Annotated in this window: 14 protein-coding genes; 6 read left to right on the top strand and 8 right to left on the bottom strand. The window is 71.8% G+C overall.

Going from position 1 to position 17,481, the window contains the following annotated elements; genetic code table 11:
- Together ABZ449_RS39565 and ABZ449_RS39560 are read right to left on the bottom strand one after the other, a co-directional pair.
- The coding region (locus ABZ449_RS39565) for an AAA family ATPase (protein WP_360356288.1) at positions 1-2,063 on the bottom strand (2,063 nt) is incomplete at its 3' end.
- Positions 2,064-2,207: 144 nt separating this feature from the next.
- Positions 2,208-3,161 carry a LysR family transcriptional regulator gene (locus tag ABZ449_RS39560; RefSeq protein ID WP_360356285.1) on the bottom strand — a complete coding sequence of 318 codons (954 nt, stop codon included), beginning with the start codon at positions 3,159-3,161 and terminating at the stop codon, positions 2,208-2,210.
- A gap of 70 nt (positions 3,162-3,231) precedes the next feature.
- On the opposite strand from ABZ449_RS39560, the gene ABZ449_RS39555 reads away from it, so the two are divergent.
- From ABZ449_RS39555 to ABZ449_RS39545, 3 genes are all read left to right on the top strand, one after another.
- Entirely contained in the window at positions 3,232-4,341 is a 1,110-nt protein-coding gene (locus tag ABZ449_RS39555) for a TDT family transporter (RefSeq protein ID WP_360356282.1), read from the top strand.
- A 732-nt stretch (positions 4,342-5,073) separates the two neighbouring features.
- On the top strand, positions 5,074-6,063 hold the full coding sequence (locus tag ABZ449_RS39550) for a helix-turn-helix transcriptional regulator (RefSeq protein WP_360356279.1): 990 nt from the start codon (positions 5,074-5,076) through the stop codon (positions 6,061-6,063).
- Positions 6,053-7,072, top strand: a complete 1,020-nt coding sequence (locus tag ABZ449_RS39545; protein ID WP_360356276.1) for a LuxR C-terminal-related transcriptional regulator — start codon at positions 6,053-6,055, stop codon at positions 7,070-7,072. The genes ABZ449_RS39550 and ABZ449_RS39545 overlap by 11 nt, the downstream gene beginning before the upstream one ends.
- Positions 7,073-7,619: 547 nt before the next feature.
- On the opposite strand, the gene ABZ449_RS39540 is transcribed toward ABZ449_RS39545, so the two are convergent.
- A complete protein-coding gene (locus tag ABZ449_RS39540; RefSeq protein WP_360356273.1) occupies positions 7,620-8,237 on the bottom strand; it encodes a hypothetical protein in 618 nt (205 codons plus the stop codon).
- A 340-nt stretch (positions 8,238-8,577) separates the two neighbouring features.
- Between ABZ449_RS39540 and ABZ449_RS39535 the strand changes: the two genes are divergently transcribed.
- The gene (locus ABZ449_RS39535; RefSeq protein WP_360356270.1) at positions 8,578-8,736 is read left to right on the top strand and encodes a hypothetical protein; all 159 of its coding nucleotides are present in this window, start codon (positions 8,578-8,580) and stop codon (positions 8,734-8,736) included.
- Between the two features lie 81 nt (positions 8,737-8,817).
- Here the strand turns inward: ABZ449_RS39535 and ABZ449_RS39530 are convergent, their stop codons facing one another.
- The 5 genes from ABZ449_RS39530 to dnaK all read right to left on the bottom strand — a co-directional run bounded on the left by ABZ449_RS39530 (position 8,818) and on the right by dnaK (position 14,288).
- Positions 8,818-9,807 carry a helix-turn-helix domain-containing protein gene (locus tag ABZ449_RS39530; RefSeq protein ID WP_360356268.1) on the bottom strand — a complete coding sequence of 330 codons (990 nt, stop codon included), beginning with the start codon at positions 9,805-9,807 and terminating at the stop codon, positions 8,818-8,820.
- A gap of 184 nt (positions 9,808-9,991) precedes the next feature.
- Positions 9,992-10,522: a helix-turn-helix domain-containing protein gene (locus ABZ449_RS39525; RefSeq protein ID WP_360356265.1), complete on the bottom strand. Its 531-nt coding sequence runs from the start codon at positions 10,520-10,522 to the stop codon at positions 9,992-9,994.
- A gap of 7 nt (positions 10,523-10,529) precedes the next feature.
- Positions 10,530-11,690: a molecular chaperone DnaJ gene (gene dnaJ, locus ABZ449_RS39520; protein ID WP_360356262.1), complete on the bottom strand. Its 1,161-nt coding sequence runs from the start codon at positions 11,688-11,690 to the stop codon at positions 10,530-10,532.
- Between the two features lie 145 nt (positions 11,691-11,835).
- A complete protein-coding gene (gene grpE / locus ABZ449_RS39515) occupies positions 11,836-12,453 on the bottom strand; it encodes a nucleotide exchange factor GrpE (protein ID WP_360356259.1) in 618 nt (205 codons plus the stop codon).
- Positions 12,450-14,288, bottom strand: coding sequence for a molecular chaperone DnaK (gene dnaK, locus ABZ449_RS39510; protein ID WP_360356257.1), 1,839 nt, complete (start codon positions 14,286-14,288; stop codon positions 12,450-12,452). The genes grpE and dnaK overlap by 4 nt, the downstream gene beginning before the upstream one ends.
- 321 nt (positions 14,289-14,609) lie before the next feature.
- Between dnaK and ABZ449_RS39505 the strand changes: the two genes are divergently transcribed.
- Complete coding sequence (locus ABZ449_RS39505) at positions 14,610-16,835, top strand: (Fe-S)-binding protein (RefSeq protein ID WP_360356255.1); 2,226 nt, start codon at positions 14,610-14,612, stop codon at positions 16,833-16,835.
- A 342-nt stretch (positions 16,836-17,177) separates the two neighbouring features.
- Positions 17,178-17,481: sugar phosphate nucleotidyltransferase (locus tag ABZ449_RS39500; RefSeq protein ID WP_360356253.1), on the top strand; the 304-nt coding region annotated here is incomplete at its 3' end.

Here is a 17,481-nt window from a genome sequence, read left to right as displayed (position 1 = left end):
TCGTCCAGCAGCACCACGCTGTACGGGCGGCGGCGGACGGCCTCGGTGAGCTGGCCGCCCTCCTCGTAGCCGACGTACCCGGGCGGAGCGCCGACCAGGCGGGAGACCGAGTGCTTCTCGCCGTACTCGCTCATGTCGATCCGGACCATCGCCCGTTCGTCGTCGAACAGGAAGTCGGCCAGGGCCTTGGCGAGTTCGGTCTTGCCGACACCGGTCGGGCCGAGGAACAGGAAGGAGCCGGTCGGGCGGTCCGGGTCGGCGATGCCGGAGCGGGTGCGCCGCACCGCGTCCGAGACGGCCTGCACGGCCTCCTTCTGGCCGATCAGGCGTTGGCCCAACTCCTCCTCCATGCGCAGGAGTTTGGCGCTCTCGCCCTCCAGCAGCCGGCCGGCCGGGATGCCCGTCCAGGAGGCGACCACGTCGGCCACGTCGTCCGGGCCGACCTCCTCCTTGACCATCGGGGCGGAGCCGGACCCGGGCTCGGTGTCCGCGGTCGCGGCGCGCTCCTGGGCGTCGGTGAGCTCCTTCTCGGCGGCCGGGATCTCGGCGTACATCAGCTTGGACGCCCGCTCGAAGTCCCCGTCGCGCTGGGCGCGTTCGAGCGCGCCGTGCAGGTCGTCCAGCCGCTCCTTGAGCTCGCCGACCCGGTTGAGGCTCTTCTTCTCCTGCTCCCAGCGCGCCGTCAGCACGCTCAACTGCTCGTTCTTGTCGGCGAGGTCGCGCCGCAGCCGGGCCAGCCGGTCCACCGAGGCCGGGTCGGACTCCTTCTCCAGGGCCAGCTCCTCCATCCGCAACCGGTCCACGGAGCGCTGGAGTTCGTCGATCTCGACCGGGGAGGAGTCGATCTCCATCCGCAGTCGGGAGGCCGCCTCGTCGACCAGGTCGATCGCCTTGTCGGGCAGGAAGCGGGAGGTGATGTAGCGGTTGGACAGGGTGGCCGCGGCGACCAGGGCGGCGTCCGAGATCTGCACCTTGTGGTGCGCCTCGTACCGGCCCTTGAGGCCGCGCAGGATGGCGATCGAGTCCTCCACGCTGGGCTCGCCGACCAGCACCTGCTGGAAGCGGCGCTCCAGGGCCGGGTCCTTCTCGATCCGCTCGCGGTACTCGTCCAGCGTGGTGGCGCCGACCATCCGCAGCTCGCCGCGGGCCAGCATCGGCTTGAGCATGTTGCCCGCGTCCATCGCGGAGTCGCCGCCGGCGCCCGCGCCGACCATGGTGTGCAACTCGTCGATGAAGGTGACGACCTGGCCGTCGGAGGCCTTGATGTCGTTCAGGACGGCCTTCAGCCGCTCCTCGAACTCGCCGCGGAACTTGGCGCCCGCGACCATCGCGCCGAGGTCCAGTGCGACCAGCCGCTTGCCGCGCAGCGACTCCGGCACGTCACCGGCCACGATGCGCTGGGCCAGGCCCTCGACCACGGCGGTCTTGCCGACGCCGGGCTCGCCGATCAGCACCGGGTTGTTCTTGGTCCGGCGGGAGAGCACCTGGACCACCCGGCGGATCTCGTGGTCCCGGCCGATCACCGGGTCGAGCTTGCCGTCCCGGGCGGCCTGGGTGAGGTCGGTGCCGTACTTCTCCAGCGCCTTGTAGGTGCCCTCCGGGTCGGGTGAGGTGACCCGGCCGCTGCCCCGGACGTCCTTGAACGCGGCGAGCAGCGCCTTCGGCGTGGCGCCCTGGTGCACCAGCAGCTCGGCCACCTGGCCGCCCTCGGCGGCCAGGCCGACCATCAGGTGCTCGGTGGAGACGTACTGGTCGTCCAGGTCGTTCGCGCGCTTGCCGGCCTCGGTGAGCACCGCGATGGTGTCCCGGGCGAGCTGGGGCGCGGCGACCGTCGAGCCCATCGCGCTGGGCAGCGCGGCCGCCTGGCGGCGGGCCTCGGCGCCGACCCGGGCGACGTCCGCCCCGACCGCCTCCAGCAGCGGCCGGGCGATGCCCTCGGGCTGCTCCAGCAGGGCGATCAGGATGTGCACCGGCCTGACGTCCGGGTTGCCGGCCGTGCCCGCCTGCCGGATCGCGGCGGACAGGGCGTCCTGCGTCTTGGTGGTGAACTTGCTGGCGTCCACTGCTGGGGGGCCTCCCTCTCGTCCTTCACTGCTGCTGCGCACTGCTGCGCGACCGTGCTGCCGTGCGACCGTGCTGCCGCGCACGCACCGGTTTCCCGCGCCGCGCTGCTACGTACAGCATGCACTAAGTTGAGTCTATTCCGCTCAACCTTTGTTCGGGTCGGCTTCGCCCCGACTTCTCGGTGAACGTTTGCCGGACTGCCGGGTCAGCCCCAGTAGCTCCCGGGCCGGCCCGCTCGGCCGCTGTCCGGCCGGCCAGACCGCGCGCAGCGGCCGCCGCAGGTCCAGCTCCTCCACCAGCGGCACCTCGACCAGCCGCCGGGTGGCCAGCTCCTCCACCACCGCCAGCTCGCTCAGGCAGACCGGCCCGGCACCGGTCATCGCCGCCGCCTTCAGCGCGGTGGACGAGGCCAGCTCCATCCGGGGCCGCGCCACGCCGCCGTACGGCCGCAGGGCCGTCTCCAGCACCTCCCGGGTGCCCGAGCCGGGTTCGCGCAGCGCCAGCGGGGTGGCCGCCAGTTCGGCCCCGGTCAGCGGGGCGCGGCGGCGCGCCCACGGATGCCCGGGCGCCACCACGACCACCAGCCGGTCGGCCGCCACCACCGCGCCGGCCAGCCCGGGCGGGGTGGACGGGCCCTCGACGAAGCCGAGGTCGGCGTCCCCGGCCAGGACGTGCCCGGCGACCTCCGCCGAGTTCGCCGTCCGCAGCGTCACCGCCGTCCCCGGGCTGGTTTCGGCCAGGCCCAGCAGCCAGCCGGGCATCAGGTACTCGGCGACGGTCAGGCTGGCCACCACCCGCAGCTTGGCGTCCCGCCGCTCGCGAAGCGCGTCGATCCCGGCGTCCAGCGCCTGGGCCGCCTCCACCACCTGCCGGGCCCACTCGACCACCAGCCGGCCCGCCTCGGTCGGCCGGCTGCCCCGGGGCGAGCGGTCCAGCAGCGGGACGCCGACCTGCCGTTCCATGCCCTTGATCCGGGCGCTGGCGGTCGGCTGGCTGACGCCCAGCTCGGCCGCCGCCCGTCCGACGCTGCCCAGCCGGGCCACCGCGAGCAGCAGTTCCAGGGCGCCGAGTTCGGGGACGTGCGGGGAGAGGGCCATAGGTTCAGGCTATGCCCCCATAGGAGCCCCGGCGCTACCGGCCTCCGGCCTTCCGGGCGACGGTGGGGGCATGTCCACTCTGGCCGGTATCCGCCCCCTCGCCCGCCCCGCCGTCCGCCCCCGGCCCGACCTCGCCCAGCTCGGCCCCAACTGGTACGCCGCCGTGATGGGCACCGCGATCCTGGCGAACGGCGCCGCCGTGCTGCCGGCGCGGCCGCCCGGGCTGACCGGCTTCGGCGAGGTGATGTGGGCGCTGGCGCTGGCCGCCCTGCTGGTGCTGGCCGGGGCCCGGCTGGTCCACCTGACCCGGCACCGTGAGGCGGCCCGCGCCCAACTGCTGGACAACCCGGCCACCGCGGTCTTCTACGGCTGCCCGCCGATGGCGCTGCTGGCGGTCGGGCTGGGCACCCTGCTGCTCGGCTCCCGGGTCATCGGCACCGGCCCGGCGGTCGCCCTGGACGCGGTGCTGTGGAGCCTCGGCACCCTGTACGCACTGGCGGTGGCCGGCGGCATCCCGTACCTGATGATCACCCGGCACCGGATCTCCGCCCTGGAGGCCAACCCGACCTGGCTGCTGCCCGTGGTCGCCCCGCTGGTCGCCTCCGCCTGCGGCCCGGCGCTCGTCCCGCACCTGCCGGCCGGGACGGCCCAGCAGGCCATGCTGTACGGCTGCTGGGCGCTGTTCGGGGTCGGCCTGCTGGCCACCCTGGTGCTGCTGCCGGTGGTGTTCACCGGGCTGTTCCACAGCAAGCTGCCGGCCCTGGCGCTCACCCCCTCGCTGTTCCTGGTGCTCGGCCCGCTCGGCCAGTCCGTCACCGCGGTCCACCAACTCGCCGACGCCGCCCGGCCGGTGCTGCCCGAGCTGGCGCCCGCCATGGTCGACCTCGCCGAGCTGTACGGCGTGGCGGTGATCGGCGTCGCCATGCTCTGGCTGGCCGTCGCGCTCAGCGCCAACCTGCGCGCCCGGCGGGCCGGGATGCCGTTCGCGATGACCTGGTGGGCGTACACCTTCCCGGTCGGCACCTGCGTCACCGGGGCCTCCGCGCTCGCCCGGCACACCGGCTTCGGGGGCTTCAGCGGCCTGGCCGTCGGCCTGTACCTGCTGCTGGCCGTCGCCTGGGTGCTCGCCGCGGGCGGCACCGCCGCCGGACTGGCGCGGGGCCGGCTGCTGGCCCGCTGAGGCGGCTGCCGGCCCGCTGAGCCGGCGCCGGTCCCGGGCACCCGCCGGGCCCGCCGGCCCGGGCCGACGCGCAGCTCAGGAGCACGCCGTCGGTGCAGGAACGCGCACGGCCGGGCGACGGCGGTGCCGGGTGGTGCCCGGTGGTGCCGACACCCCGCGCCCGCCTCGGTTCTCACCGGAATCCGCCCCACCGCCCGAACCGTCGCATCCGCGCCGCGGTGCAGGTAGCTGCAATTGCGCGAACCTGCACTCGGGCGGCACTTGTTCACCGGCCGTCACGCTGTGAGGGTGGAGACACGCCAAGTCGTCCAGGCAACCGCAGCCTGATGGTGGCGACTCGCTCTTCGATGCTGACCGCAGGTGCGACATCCCGCGCCGGTGGAACGGGGGGGAAGAGCGCCGGACCGGGGTCCATGTGTGGTGATGGCCCCCGGACCGGACCCGTCGAGGCGTTGCTGCTCCGCCTCGACGGGAGCGCCTTGGCTGGCGTACCGATGGCGGCCCCCGGGCGACCCGGCGTGCGACGGCACCCGGGCCCGGGGGTCCGCCGTCCCACCCGGTACCGTGACCGCCTGATCCATGATCACGCCGTACCGGTCCACCGGTACCGTGAGCCCGCCGGGCCCACCGGTGCCGCAGCCCGTGCGGTGCCCGGCGCGGCTCGTGCCGCGGCCCGGAAGGCGGGGAGCACGCGCAGATCAGGGGAGAGGCGTCCGGCAGGGAGAGTGCGACGTGACGGCGGAACCGGCGGTCACACCGCACCAGGGGCCCGTGGGCGAGGAGCCCGACGAGGCCGCCCGACAGCTCTACCTGGCCATCATCGCCGAGGGCGGCCGCCTCCCCGTCGGCGAGGCCTCGGACGTGGACCGGGGAGCGCTGCGACAACTCATCGACATCGGCCTGTTGATGGTCAACCGGATGGACCGCTGCTACACCGCGGTCAGCCCGCGCTCGGTCAGCGACCGCCTCGGTGCCGAACTGCGCAGCGAGGCCACGCGGCTGCTGGTCCGCGCGGAGAACCTCCCCGGCGCCCTGGACGGCCTCACCCGGGCCTACGACGCGATGCCCCGCCCGACCGACCGGGCCGGCGGCGCCGTCCACGTCGAGGGGCACGTCCACATCCGCCAGCGGATCTCCCAACTGGTCTCCGACTGCCGCTCCGAGGTCCTCACCGCACAGCCCGGCCACCGGCCCGCCGACACCCTCCAGGTCGCCCTCCTCCAGGACGTCCAACTGCTCCAGCGCGGCTGCTCGCTGCGCACCATCTACCAGCCGGTCGCCCTCGCCGACCCGCCCGCCCTCGCCTACGCCGAGGAGGTCATCCGGCACGGCTCGCTCATCCGGGTGCTCGACGAGCCCTTCCAACGGCTGATCGTCTTCGACCGCTCCGTCGCCGTGATCTCCGCCAGCGACGACAACAGCACCGCCGCGTTCATCACCGACCCGGCCACCATCACCTACCTGGTCGGCACCTTCGAACGCGACTGGGCGCGCGCCGACACCGCCGAGGCCGCCGCCCCCGGCCGGGCACCCGCCCGCACCGTTCCCGACCGGGTCGGCCGGCTGCTCGCCCGGGGCCTCACCCAGCGCGCCGTCGCCACCCGCCTGGGCATCAGCGAACGCACCGTCGCCGCCCACATCTCCCGGCTGCGCGACCGCTACGGCGCGCAGACCCTCTTCCAGCTCGGCTGGCTGATGCGAGGGGCCCGCGATGACCGATGAGCCGGGCCCGGCCGAGCGGGCCCTCTACCTCGCCGCCGTGCGGGGCGGCGGCCGGCTGCTCCCCGAGGACCTCGCCCCAGCCGACCGTCCCGCCCTGGCCGCCCTCGTCGCCCGCGGCCTGCTCGCCCCCACCTCCACCGGCTGGACCGCCGCCGGTCCGCGCGCGCTCGGCGACCGGATCGGCCTCGAACTGCGCACCCGGGCCCTGCGCCTGCTGCAGTACGCCGAGCGGCTCCCGGGCACCCTCGGACCGCTGGCCCGCGCCTACGAGGAGGCCCGCCACCCGGTCGGCGGTCCGCCGGCCGTCGCGCCGTACGGCGGCGACCCCGGGGTGGTCGATCCGAGGGCGGCCGATCCGAGGGCGGCCGATCCGAAGGCGGCCGATCCCGGGGCCGGCACCGTCGACGACGCCGCCGAGGTCCGCCGGCGGGTCGGCGAGCTCGTCTCGGAGTGCCGGCAGGAGGTCCTGGCCGCCCAGCCCGGGCCGCGGCCGCTCGAAGGACTCCGGATGGCCCTCGCCCAGGACCTCTCGCTGCTCCGCCGCGGCTGCTCGCTGCGCACCGTCTACCAGCCGGTCACCCTCGCCGACCCGGGCGTGCGGAGCCAGGTCGCCCTGCGCACCGGGCAGGGCGCCCAGGTGAGGGTCCTCGCCGAGCCGTACGGGCGGGTGCTGGTCTTCGACCGCGCGGTGGCCGTCATCCCCGCCGCCGAGGACCTCAGCCGGGCCGTCTTCCTCACCGACCCCACCACCGTCGCCTACCTCGCCGGCCAGTTCGAACGCGACTGGGCCCGCGCCACTCCCGCCGCCCGGCACCTCGACCCGCTGTCCCCCGCCACCGTCCGGATCGGCCGGCTGCTCGCCCGGGGCCTCACCCAACGGGCCGTCGCCACCCGCCTGGGCATCAGCGAACGCACCGTCGCCGCCCACATCTCCCGGCTGCGCGACCGCTACGGAGCCCACACCCTGTTCCACCTCGGCTGGCAGCTCCGCGGCGAGCAGCACGACTGACAGCGCCGCCGGGGTGGCCGAGGTCGCCGGGAAGGACGGGCCGGTGCTCCGGCGGTCGGCGGAACCCGGGCCGCCGGTCCCGCAGTCGGCGGACGGTTCGGTACCGCCCGCTCGCGGAGGCCGCGCGGGTGCCCGGGCCGATGAGCGGAATCACACCGCGCCCATGACCCGTCCCGAAGCGGCGCGACGGTGCGGCCGGGGGCGGCCGGAGGCGACCGGGGGGGCGGCTGCCTCACCGTGAAGGCGGACATGCGTCATGAACCGGAGGCCCTGGCGCGGGAGTTGGCCGGCGAACCGCTGACCGTCCGGCCCGGCCGCCCCCGACCCGCCGAACTGCGTCCCGCCGCCCACGTGGTGGAGGTCGGCCGGGGGCTCACGCAGCGGGCGGTCCGCCGGCCGGATGGGGCCGGGCGAACGTACCGTCGCCGGTCACACCGCCCGGCTGCGTGAGCTTCTACGACACGGAGGCGCTGTTCCGACCGGTCCGGCGGATACGGGGATTCCGGACGGATTCCGGACCCGGGGGAGTCCGGTGGCCGGCCGCCGCTCAGCCGGTGGCGGCGCCGGTCGGCCAGTAGCCGGGGAGGGCGGTCTGCTGCCGGGGGACGTTGAACTGCTCGCCGGGGGCGGTCCAGAAGCCCTCGCGCAGGGAGAGCGCCATGCCGGCCCAGTCCAGCGCGGTCTCGACCGTGTGGTTGAGGGCCTCCTGCGACCAGGTGTCGTCGAAGACCAGCGGCAGGACGGGGGCGACCTGCTCGATGGTGGCGATCAGCGGGTTGTGGGTGATGGCCTCGTCGACCAGCAGGACGATCGGCTTGCGCAGCGCCGACGCCCAGCCGAGCTCCAGGCTCACGCCGGCCGAGAGGGGGGCCCCGACGTAGGCGAACACGAGGTCGGCGGACTGGAGGGCGCGGAAGTCGGAGGGGACGCGGGGCTCCGGCGCGCGGCCGGAGATGGTCCAGGCGTCGCTGTGGTGCGCGCTGTACACGGCGGCACCGCTGCGGAGGAGGGTGGTGCGGAGCGTGGTCAGCCGCGTCCGGCTGGCGAGCGTCACCACACTGTCGGCCGGCCCGGTCAGTCGCATCAGCGGGGCGGCCAGGAACACACGTGCACGCCGACCCTCAGGGGCCTGGCTGTCGTGGTGACGCAGGTAGGGCTCGGTCATGTCGACTCCGGGGAAAGGCCGACCGGGGGAGTGTGTGTCGGCGATGCGTTGGATGTGGGCTGCTCTGAAGGACTGATGCCGTTGATGAACGGTTTAGTTTTTGACGGTACATTGGCAAGGTGTGGTGCCCTGCCGGACCATTGCGAGCGAACTGATCGTCCATCGCGGGGCCGCGCCGCGTCCAGGGTTGGCCTGTGTCATCTGGATGACTGGCAGGGAGATGACGCACGCTCCGTCGGCGGGAACGGCGGGCTGCCTCCCCCTCGCGCGCCGCTATGTGAGCCGTTATCCTGCATCCTGCTCGATGCTTCCAATGGCGGTTCTCAAAGAGAGTGAGGGCGTGACCGACATGCGCCGATTTGTTCGCAAGATAGTGCTTTCGCTGGCCGTCGCCGCTGCGGTGCTCGGTGTCGGCTCGCTCGCGAATGTCGCCGACTCGCACGACGCGATTAACGTCAACGCCACCGCGAGCGTTCTCGACGACATCTCCTGGCAGTGAGCGGGGCTCGGTTGAGGAGCCGTTAGGGGAAATGGCTGCTTGACGGTGGCCCGACCAACCTGCCCGGCACGGGCGGGTGGGTCAATCGGCGGTCCCCTGCGGCTCTCGGCCGAGTACGTATCCGAGTTGGAACAGCGAGTCGACCTTGTAGTCGTCTCGCATTTCGGCTATATGTCTCGCCAGCGTCCGTTCGCTGATTCCCAGGCGTCGCGCGATGACCCGGTGATTGGTGCCTTCCAGCATCTGGTCGATGATCGTCTGGCGCAGGCGGGAGACCACTTGTCGCGGCACCGTGCGGTCGCCCTCGAATTCCAGGGCCCGGCTCCAGTACCGCTCGAACACCTCGTTGGCGAGATAGTCGACGACGGCGGGGTCGTAGATGAAGGCCGCGAGGCTCATGTCGTCGTCGATGGGGATCACGGCCACGCGTCTGTCCATCACGATGAGTCGCGTGTAGGGCTCGTCGAGCGTCCGGTACTGGCCGCCGGCCCGGGCCAGCGTGGCCACGTAGTCCCTGGTCGGCTGGTGGTAGCGGGTGCTGGCGTGGTAGATCGTCCGCATCCTCGTGCCGCTGCGGAGCGTGTTCAGATCGTAGGCGATCATCTTGGCGAGAAGGTCCGGCTGGCGCGGGCCGCCGGGTTGAAGGGCCAGCGCCTCCTCGAAACCGGAATCCCTGAACTGCTCCAATCGCTGCCGGATTAGGGCCTTCCCGCGGACATGCTCTATCGATCCCCCGGACTGTTTAGGACTGTGGAATTCCCGGGCGAGCTCCTGCAGCTCGGAGGGGAGCGATACGGCGCGCGACAGGAATTCCAGCGCCTGGCGCTGCCATGAATGGCTGAGACTTGTCGACAGCTGCGTGGGATCGGCAGCCACGAAAACAGTCGGATCATCGCTGTCGGGTACCAGAAGACCGATCCTGACCAGCTCGTCCCGGGCGGCACCGTTCTGATCGCCCTCGGCATCCGACGGCAGCTCGCCGTCTCCCCGGACGACTGCGAGATATAGCTCCTTTGCCTCTGCCGAGAGGACGGTCGAGCCGGCGGCAAGGGGATGCTCTCGTCCACTCATTCGCGACTCCTTGCCGTTACCGTGCTACCTGCGTCCCACCAGCGGCGGCGCTGAACGAGTTTTAGCATGCCAGATCCGGTGAGCCCCCCGGAGAGGTATCGCGACCGCACTCTCTCACCATGCGCCGGCCGCCGGCACCCCCCGAGAGGAGGGGCCGGCGGCCGGTGGGTGCCTTCGGCTTCGGTCAGCGCTTGGGGCGCCAGACCACGAGGGCGCTGGACTGCGGGGTGGGGGGCTGGTACGGGACGAGGTCGCGGCGGTAGGAGGCGTGGACGGCGGCCTCGCGCTGCTGGAGCGCGGTGGCCGCGCCCTCCAGGGAGTCGACCAGTTCCGCGACGCGGGACCGCAGGGCGGTGACCTGGTTCTCCAGCTCGATGATCCGCTTGATGCCCGCCAGGTTGATGCCCTCGTCCTGGGAGAGCCGCTGGACCTCGCGCAGCTGCTGGATGTCGCGCGCGGAGTAGCGGCGGCCGCGACCGGCGGTGCGGTCGGGGCAGACCAGGCCGAGCCGGTCGTACTGGCGCAGGGTCTGCGGGTGCAGACCGGACAGTTCGGCGGCCACGGAGATGACGTACACCGGAGTGTCCTCGGTGAGGACGTACGTCGGCGGGGCCGTGGCGGTTCGGCGGGTGCGGCGGGCGCCGGCACCGGGCAGGCCCTCGCCGAGGCCGGGGCCGATCGGGGTGTCGGGGTCGATCGGATTCATCGGGGACATCTGGTCGTCACGCTCCCTTCGCCGCCCGGAAGAGGGCGGCGCGCGGATCGTCGGAGGCGGTGGCCTCGCGGTACTGCTCCAGGGCGCTCAGCGCGTCGCCGGTGACGTGCTGGGGCACCACGACCTCGACGGTGACGAGGAGGTCGCCGCGGGTGCCGTCCTTGCGGGTGGCGCCCTTGCCGCGGGCGCGCATGGTGAGGCCGTTGGCGCTGCCCGGGGGCAGCTTGAGCTTCACGGCCGGGCCGTTCAGCGTGGGCACCTCGATGGTGGCGCCCAGCGCGGCTTCGTGGAAGGCGACCGGGACGGTGACGGTGAGGTTGTCGCCCTTGCGGCCGAAGACCGGGTGCGGGTCGACGTGCACGGTGACGTAGAGGTCGCCGGGCTGCCCGCCGCGCTCGCCCTGGGCACCCTTGCCCTTGAGCCGGATGCGCTGGTCGGCCTGGACGCCGGCCGGGATCCGGACCTGCATGGTGCGGGCCGAGCTGGCCCGGCCGCTGCCGTGGCAGTCGGCGCACGGGTCGTCGACGATCATGCCCCGGCCGCGGCAGTCCTTGCACGGCTCGGAGAGCGCGAAGGCGCCCTGGCCGCGGCTGACGGTGCCGGCGCCGACGCAGGTGGGACAGACCCGCGGGGTGGTGCCGGACTTGGCGCCGGTGCCGTTGCAGCTGCGGCACGGGGCCTGGCTGGTCATCCGCAGCGGGACGGTCGCGCCGTCCACCGCCTCCTCGAAGGAGAGCGTCACCTCGGTCTCGACGTCGGCGCCGCGCCGGGGCTGGGCCTGCCGGGTGCCGCCGCGGTTGAAGAGGCCGCCGAAGACGTCGCCGATGCCGCCGCTACCGCCGCCGCCGCCCTGGCTGCCGCTGAAGAGGTCGCCGAAGTCGAAGCTGTAGCTGCCGGTGCCGCCCGGGCCGCCGGCCCGGAAGCCGCCGTTGGCGAAGAGGCTGCGGGCCTCGTCGTACTCCTTGCGGCGCTTCTCGTCGGAGAGGACGTCGTACGCCTCGGAGATGTCCTTGAACCGCTCCTCGGCCTTGGAGTCACCCTTGTTGGCGTCGGGGTGGAACTCGCGCGCGAGCTTGCGGTAGGTCTTCTTGATCTCGGTGGCGGTGGCGTCCTTGGGTACGCCGAGGACCTTGTAGTAGTCCTTCTCCACGTAGTCCTTACCGCTCACGGTCTGAGCCACCTCCCGAGTCCATCGTCACTGTGCTGTCAACAGCAACTGCAAGAAGAGCCGTTGACAGCGCGCTGCGGAGCCGGCCGCCGTACTGGCCGGCGTACGACTCCGCAGCGCACTGGTTGTCAGCTGTCACAGGTTGTCAGCTGTCCGAGCCACCGTCGGACTTGTCCGCGTCGGCGGACTTCGCCTCGGCGTCCGAGGACGCCTGGCTGCCGGGCTGGGGCTCGGCGACGGCCACCATCGCCGGGCGGATGATCCGCTCGCCGATGCGGTAGCCGGGCTGGAGGATCTGCACGCAGGTGTCCTCGGTGACGTCCGAGGAGTAGCTGTGCATCAGAGCCTCGTGCATGGTCGGGTCGAAGGGCTCGCCCTCCTTGCCGAACTGCTGCAGGCCCAGCTTGGCGACGACCGTCTCCAGCGACTCGGCGACGGACTTGAAGCCGCCCGTGACCTCGCCGTGCTCGCGGGCGCGGCCGATGTCGTCCAGGACCGGGATCAGCGACTCCAGGATGTTGGAGACGGCGATCTCGCGGACGGTCAGCCGGTCGCGCTCGACCCGCTTGCGGTAGTTCTGGTACTCGGCCTGGAGGCGCTGGAGGTCACCGGTGCGCTCGGCGAGCTCGCGCTTGGCGGCGGCGAGATCCTCCGAACCGGAGTCCCCGGAGCCGGCCGCGGCGGCCTCCTCGGCAGCCTTGATCACAGCCTCTTCGGCGGCGGAGTCGTCGCCGGGCTTGCCGCCCTGCGGCTTGTCCGTCATGCCGCACCGCCCTTGGGCTTCTCGTCGTCCACGATCTCGGCGTCGACGACGTCGTCGTCCTTGGCCTGGGCGGAGTCACCGGAGGGGGCGGCACCGGCGGCGTCGGCGTTGGCGTACAGGGCCTGGCCGAGCTTCTGCGCGGTGGTGGAGACCTTCTCCGAGGCCTCGCGGATCTTCGCGATGTCCTCGCCCTTCAGGGCCTCCTTGAGCTCGCCGATGGCGGTCTCGACCTCGGTCTTGACGTCGCCCGGCAGCTTGTCGGCGTTGTCGGCGATGAACTTCTCGGTCGAGTAGACGAGCTGCTCGGCGGAGTTGCGCGTCTCGACGGCCTCGCGGCGCTTGTGGTCGTCCTCGGCGTACTGCTCGGCCTCGCGGCGCATGCGGTCGACCTCGTCCTTCGGCAGCGAGGAGCCGCCGGTGACGGTCATCTTCTGCTCCTTGCCGGTGCCGAGGTCCTTGGCACCGACGTGCATGATGCCGTTGGCGTCGATGTCGAAGGTGACCTCGATCTGCGGCAGGCCGCGCGGCGCCGGCGGCAGGCCGGTCAGCTCGAACATGCCGAGCTTCTTGTTGTACGCCGCGATCTCGCGCTCGCCCTGGTAGACCTGGATCTGCACGGACGGCTGGTTGTCCTCGGCCGTGGTGAAGATCTCGGAGCGCTTGGTCGGGATCGTGGTGTTGCGCTCGATCAGCTTGGTCATGATGCCGCCCTTGGTCTCGATGCCGAGGGACAGCGGGGTGACGTCGAGCAGCAGGACGTCCTTGACCTCGCCCTTGAGGACACCGGCCTGGAGCGCGGCGCCGATGGCGACGACCTCGTCCGGGTTGACGCCCTTGTTGGCGTCCTGGCCGCCGGTCAGCTCCTTGACGAGCTCGGCGACGGCCGGCATGCGGGTGGAGCCGCCGACCAGGACGACGTGGTCGATCTCGGAGAGCGAGATGCCGGCGTCCTTGATGACGTTGTGGAACGGGACCTTGCAGCGCTCCAGCAGGTCCGCGGTCAGCTGCTGGAACTGGGAGCGGGTGAGCTTCTCGTCCAGGTGCAGCGGGCCCTCGGCGGAGGCCGTGATGTAGGGCAGGTTGATCGAGGTCTCGGAGGACGAGGACAGCTCGATCTTGGCCTTCTCGGCGGCCTCGCGCAGGCGCTGGACGGCCATCTTGTCCTTGGACAGGTCGACGCCGTGGCCGGCCTGGAAGACCTTGACCAGGTGGTCGACGACGCGCTGGTCCCAGTCGTCACCACCGAGGTGGTTGTCACCGTTGGTGGCCTTCACCTCGACGACCCCGTCGCCGATCTCCAGCAGGGAGACGTCGAAGGTGCCGCCGCCGAGGTCGAAGACCAGGATGGTCTGGTCGTCCTTGTCCAGGCCGTACGCGAGGGCGGCCGCGGTCGGCTCGTTGACGATGCGCAGGACGTTGAGGCCCGCGATCTCACCGGCCTCCTTGGTGGCCTGGCGCTCGGAGTCGTTGAAGTACGCCGGGACGGTGATGACGGCGTCGGTGACGGTCTCGCCCAGGTACGCCTCGGCGTCCCGCTTCAGCTTCTGCAGCACGAAGGCCGAGATCTGCTGGGGGTTGAAGTCCTTGCCGTCGATGTTGATCTTCCACCCGGTGCCCATGTGGCGCTTGACCGAGCGGATGGTGCGGTCGACGTTGGTGACCGCCTGGCGCTTGGCGACCTCGCCGACCAGGACCTCGCCGTTCTTTGCGAAGGCGACGACGGACGGCGTGGTCCGCGCACCCTCGGCGTTCGTGATGACGGTGGGCTCGCCACCCTCCAGAACGCTGACGACCGAGTTCGTCGTACCGAGGTCGATGCCGACCGCGCGTGCCATCGTAGATACCTCCACGGAAGAGTTGAGCTTTACGGGCTCAAGGATGCACGACCCGACGGGCGGCGTCAACAGGTATGAGTGTGAGCCGCTCAACTTTGCTGAGCGGTTCGCCTTGCGCACCCCCGGGCGCCCCGCGCCACGCCGTGGCGGGGGGCGCCCACGTGACTGCCGCCATAGCTTGGGAATCTTCTGGAGAACTGTTGTCCACCGGTAATGTCCGGGCCGTCGGCCCGGCAAGTTACCGACCAGTACACTCAGTTCCCCAGACACTTAGAACCGCAGAGCCTGCTCAACCGCAAAGCCGCAGGAGACGGAGAGCCGATGCAGCTAGCAGCGATCGTCATCTCGCTGGTCACATTCGTGATCGGCACCGCGCTCGCCGCCCGTGCGGCGCTGTACATCTACAAGGTGGTCCGCACCGGTGCGCCGGACTCCACCCGCTTCGGGCAGCCCGCCCAGCGGGTGAAGACCGTGGCGACCGAGTTCGTGGGCCACACCAGGATGAACCGCTGGGGGATCGTCGGCATCGCCCACTGGTTCGTCGCGGTCGGCTTCTTCAGCCTGGTGCTGACCATCGTCAACGCCTTCGGCCAGCTCTTCGACGCCGACTTCGCGCTGCCGATCATCGGCCACTGGACGATCTGGCAGCTCTTCGTCGAGCTGGTCGGCACCCTGACCACGCTGGGCATCCTGGTCCTGATCGTGATCCGGCTGATGAGCCTGCCGTCCAAGTCCGGCCGCAAGTCCCGGTTCGCCGGCTCGATCGCCTGGCAGGCCTTCTACGTCGAGTACACGATCCTCGGCATCGGCATCTGCATCCTGATGCTGCGCGGCCTGGAGGGCGCCCTCAACGGCGTCGACTCCTACGGGCCGGAGCACCTGGTCTCGTACCCGCTGGTCTCCGCGTTCAGCGGCGTGTCGCACGGCACGCTGGAGAACCTGATCTACCTGTTCGCGATGCTGAAGATCTGCATCTCGTTCGCGTGGGCGACCACCATCGGCCTCAACCCCTCGATGGGCGTGGCCTGGCACCGCTTCCTCGGCTTCTTCAACATCTACTTCAAGCGCGAGGAGGACGGCGGCACCGCGCTCGGCGCCCTCCGTCCGATGACCAGCAACGGCCAGCCGATCGACTTCGAGGACCCGGCCGAGGACGCCGTCTTCGGCGTCTCCCAGGTCGAGCACTTCTCCTGGAAGGGCATCCTCGACTTCTCCACCTGCACCGAGTGCGGCCGCTGCCAGTCGCAGTGCCCGGCCTGGAACACCGGCAAGCCGCTCTCGCCGAAGCTGCTGATCATGAGCCTGCGCGAGCACGCCTTCGGCAAGGCGCCGTACCTGCTGGCCGGCGGCGGCAAGGACATGGAGGGCGAGGAGAAGGCCACCTCCGAGCAGCTCAAGGACGTCCCGGCGGCCGCCCTGGCCGAGGCCGAGCGCCCGCTGATCGGCACCGCCGAGGAGAACGGCGTCATCGACCCGGACGTGCTGTGGTCCTGCACCACCTGCGGCGCCTGCGTCGAGCAGTGCCCGGTGGACATCGAGCACATCGACCACATCGTCGACATGCGCCGCTACCAGGTGATGATCGAGTCCTCGTTCCCGACCGAGGCCGGGACGATGCTCAAGAACCTGGAGAACAAGGGCAACCCGTGGGGCATGGCCACCAAGGCCCGCCTGGCCTGGGTCAAGGAGCTCCAGAAGGAGACCGGCATCGAGGTGCCGGTGATCGGCGAGGACATCGACCCCGCCGAGGTCGAGTACCTCTACTGGGTCGGCTGCGCCGGCGCCCTGGAGGACCGCGCCAAGAAGACCACCAAGGCCTTCGCGGAGCTGCTGCACACCGCGGGCGTGAAGTTCGCGATCCTCGGCAAGGAGGAGTCCTGCACCGGTGACTCCGCCCGCCGCCTGGGCAACGAGTTCCTGTTCCAGATGCTCGGCGCGCAGAACGTGGAGACGCTGAACGCGGCCCTGGAGGACGCCCCGGTCAAGCGGATCGTGGCCACCTGCCCGCACTGCTTCAACACCATCGCCAACGAGTACCCGCAGCTGGGCGGCCACTTCGAGGTCATCCACCACACCCAGCTGCTCCAGCACCTCATCGACGAGGGCAAGCTCGTCCCGGTCCACCCGGTCGAGGGTCTGATCACCTACCACGACCCCTGCTACCTGGGCCGCCACAACAAGGTCTACACGCCGCCGCGCGCGATCATGGACAAGGTCCCCGGCCTGCGCCAGCAGGAGATGCACCGCCACAAGGAGCGCGGCTTCTGCTGCGGCGCCGGCGGTGCCCGGATGTGGATGGAGGAGCGCATCGGCAAGCGGATCAACACCGAGCGCGTGGACGAGGCGCTGTCGCTCAACCCGGACATCGTCTCCACCGCCTGCCCGTTCTGCCTGGTGATGCTCTCCGACTCGGTCAACGGCAAGAAGAACGAGGGCGCGGCCAAGGAGCACCTGAAGGTGGTCGACGTGGCCCAGCTGCTGCTCGACTCGGTGAAGGCCCTCCCGCCGGCCGAGAACGAGGAGCAGCCCGAGACGGTCGACGCCTAACGACCGCCGCAGAGCCCGCTGTTCGACAGTTCTGCTACAACTGCCCGGCCCGGTGGACGCCGCGAACGCGCCCGCCGGGCCGGGCTTTCGGTTGGCCCGGGCGGCCTGCGTCGGTACGGCGGGCGTACGGGGAGTGACGGCAATCGCACAGGCGCCGGACGGGCATTCGGTCGGAAGCAAATACAGTAGGCCCGGACCGGCTTCGTGCCGGTCGACCCGTTCCGGACGGAAGCCCCGGGCGGGTGGCGACCCGCGCCGGCCGGACGGCCGGGTCCAGACCGACCACGAGGTGTCGGCCCGCCGGGGCCGGGCCGCAGAGACACAAGGGGAACAGCGCAGACCATGACCGAGGCGATCATGCTGGTCGGTGGTAAGGGCACGCGACTGCGTCCGCTGACCACCCACACCCCCAAGCCGATGCTGCCGGTGGCAGGCGTCCCGTTCATCGCGCACCAGTTGGCCCGCGCGGCCGCCGCCGGCGTCACCCGCGTCGTGCTGGCCACGTCGTACCTGGCCGAGGTGTTCGAGGACCACTTCCAGGACGGCACCCCGTACGGCATCGAGCTCGTCTACCTGACCGAGCGGGAGCCGCTGGGCACCGGCGGGGCCATCCGCAACGCCGCCTCCGGCCTGACCTGCGGCCCGG

Origin of the sequence: Kitasatospora sp. NPDC005856, assembly GCF_040629945.1 — a bacterium.
Lineage (GTDB): Bacteria > Actinomycetota > Actinomycetes > Streptomycetales > Streptomycetaceae > Kitasatospora.
The sequence above is the reverse complement of the archived record's forward strand: the minus strand, read 5'-3'. Positions and strand labels throughout refer to the sequence as shown.

What these genes read in the sequence shown, in the direction of transcription:
- ABZ449_RS39530 (WP_360356268.1), bottom strand. Translation starts at nt 9,807, where the DNA reads ATGAGTGGACGAGAGCATCCCCTTGCCGCCGGCTCGACCGTCCTCTCG.
- ABZ449_RS39555 (WP_360356282.1), top strand. Translation starts at nt 3,232, where the DNA reads ATGTCCACTCTGGCCGGTATCCGCCCCCTCGCCCGCCCCGCCGTCCGC.
- dnaK (WP_360356257.1), bottom strand. Translation starts at nt 14,288, where the DNA reads ATGGCACGCGCGGTCGGCATCGACCTCGGTACGACGAACTCGGTCGTC.
- ABZ449_RS39560 (WP_360356285.1), bottom strand. Translation starts at nt 3,161, where the DNA reads ATGGCCCTCTCCCCGCACGTCCCCGAACTCGGCGCCCTGGAACTGCTG.
- ABZ449_RS39505 (WP_360356255.1), top strand. Translation starts at nt 14,610, where the DNA reads ATGCAGCTAGCAGCGATCGTCATCTCGCTGGTCACATTCGTGATCGGC.
- ABZ449_RS39525 (WP_360356265.1), bottom strand. Translation starts at nt 10,522, where the DNA reads ATGTCCCCGATGAATCCGATCGACCCCGACACCCCGATCGGCCCCGGC.
- grpE (WP_360356259.1), bottom strand. Translation starts at nt 12,453, where the DNA reads ATGACGGACAAGCCGCAGGGCGGCAAGCCCGGCGACGACTCCGCCGCC.
- ABZ449_RS39540 (WP_360356273.1), bottom strand. Translation starts at nt 8,237, where the DNA reads ATGACCGAGCCCTACCTGCGTCACCACGACAGCCAGGCCCCTGAGGGT.
- ABZ449_RS39545 (WP_360356276.1), top strand. Translation starts at nt 6,053, where the DNA reads ATGACCGATGAGCCGGGCCCGGCCGAGCGGGCCCTCTACCTCGCCGCC.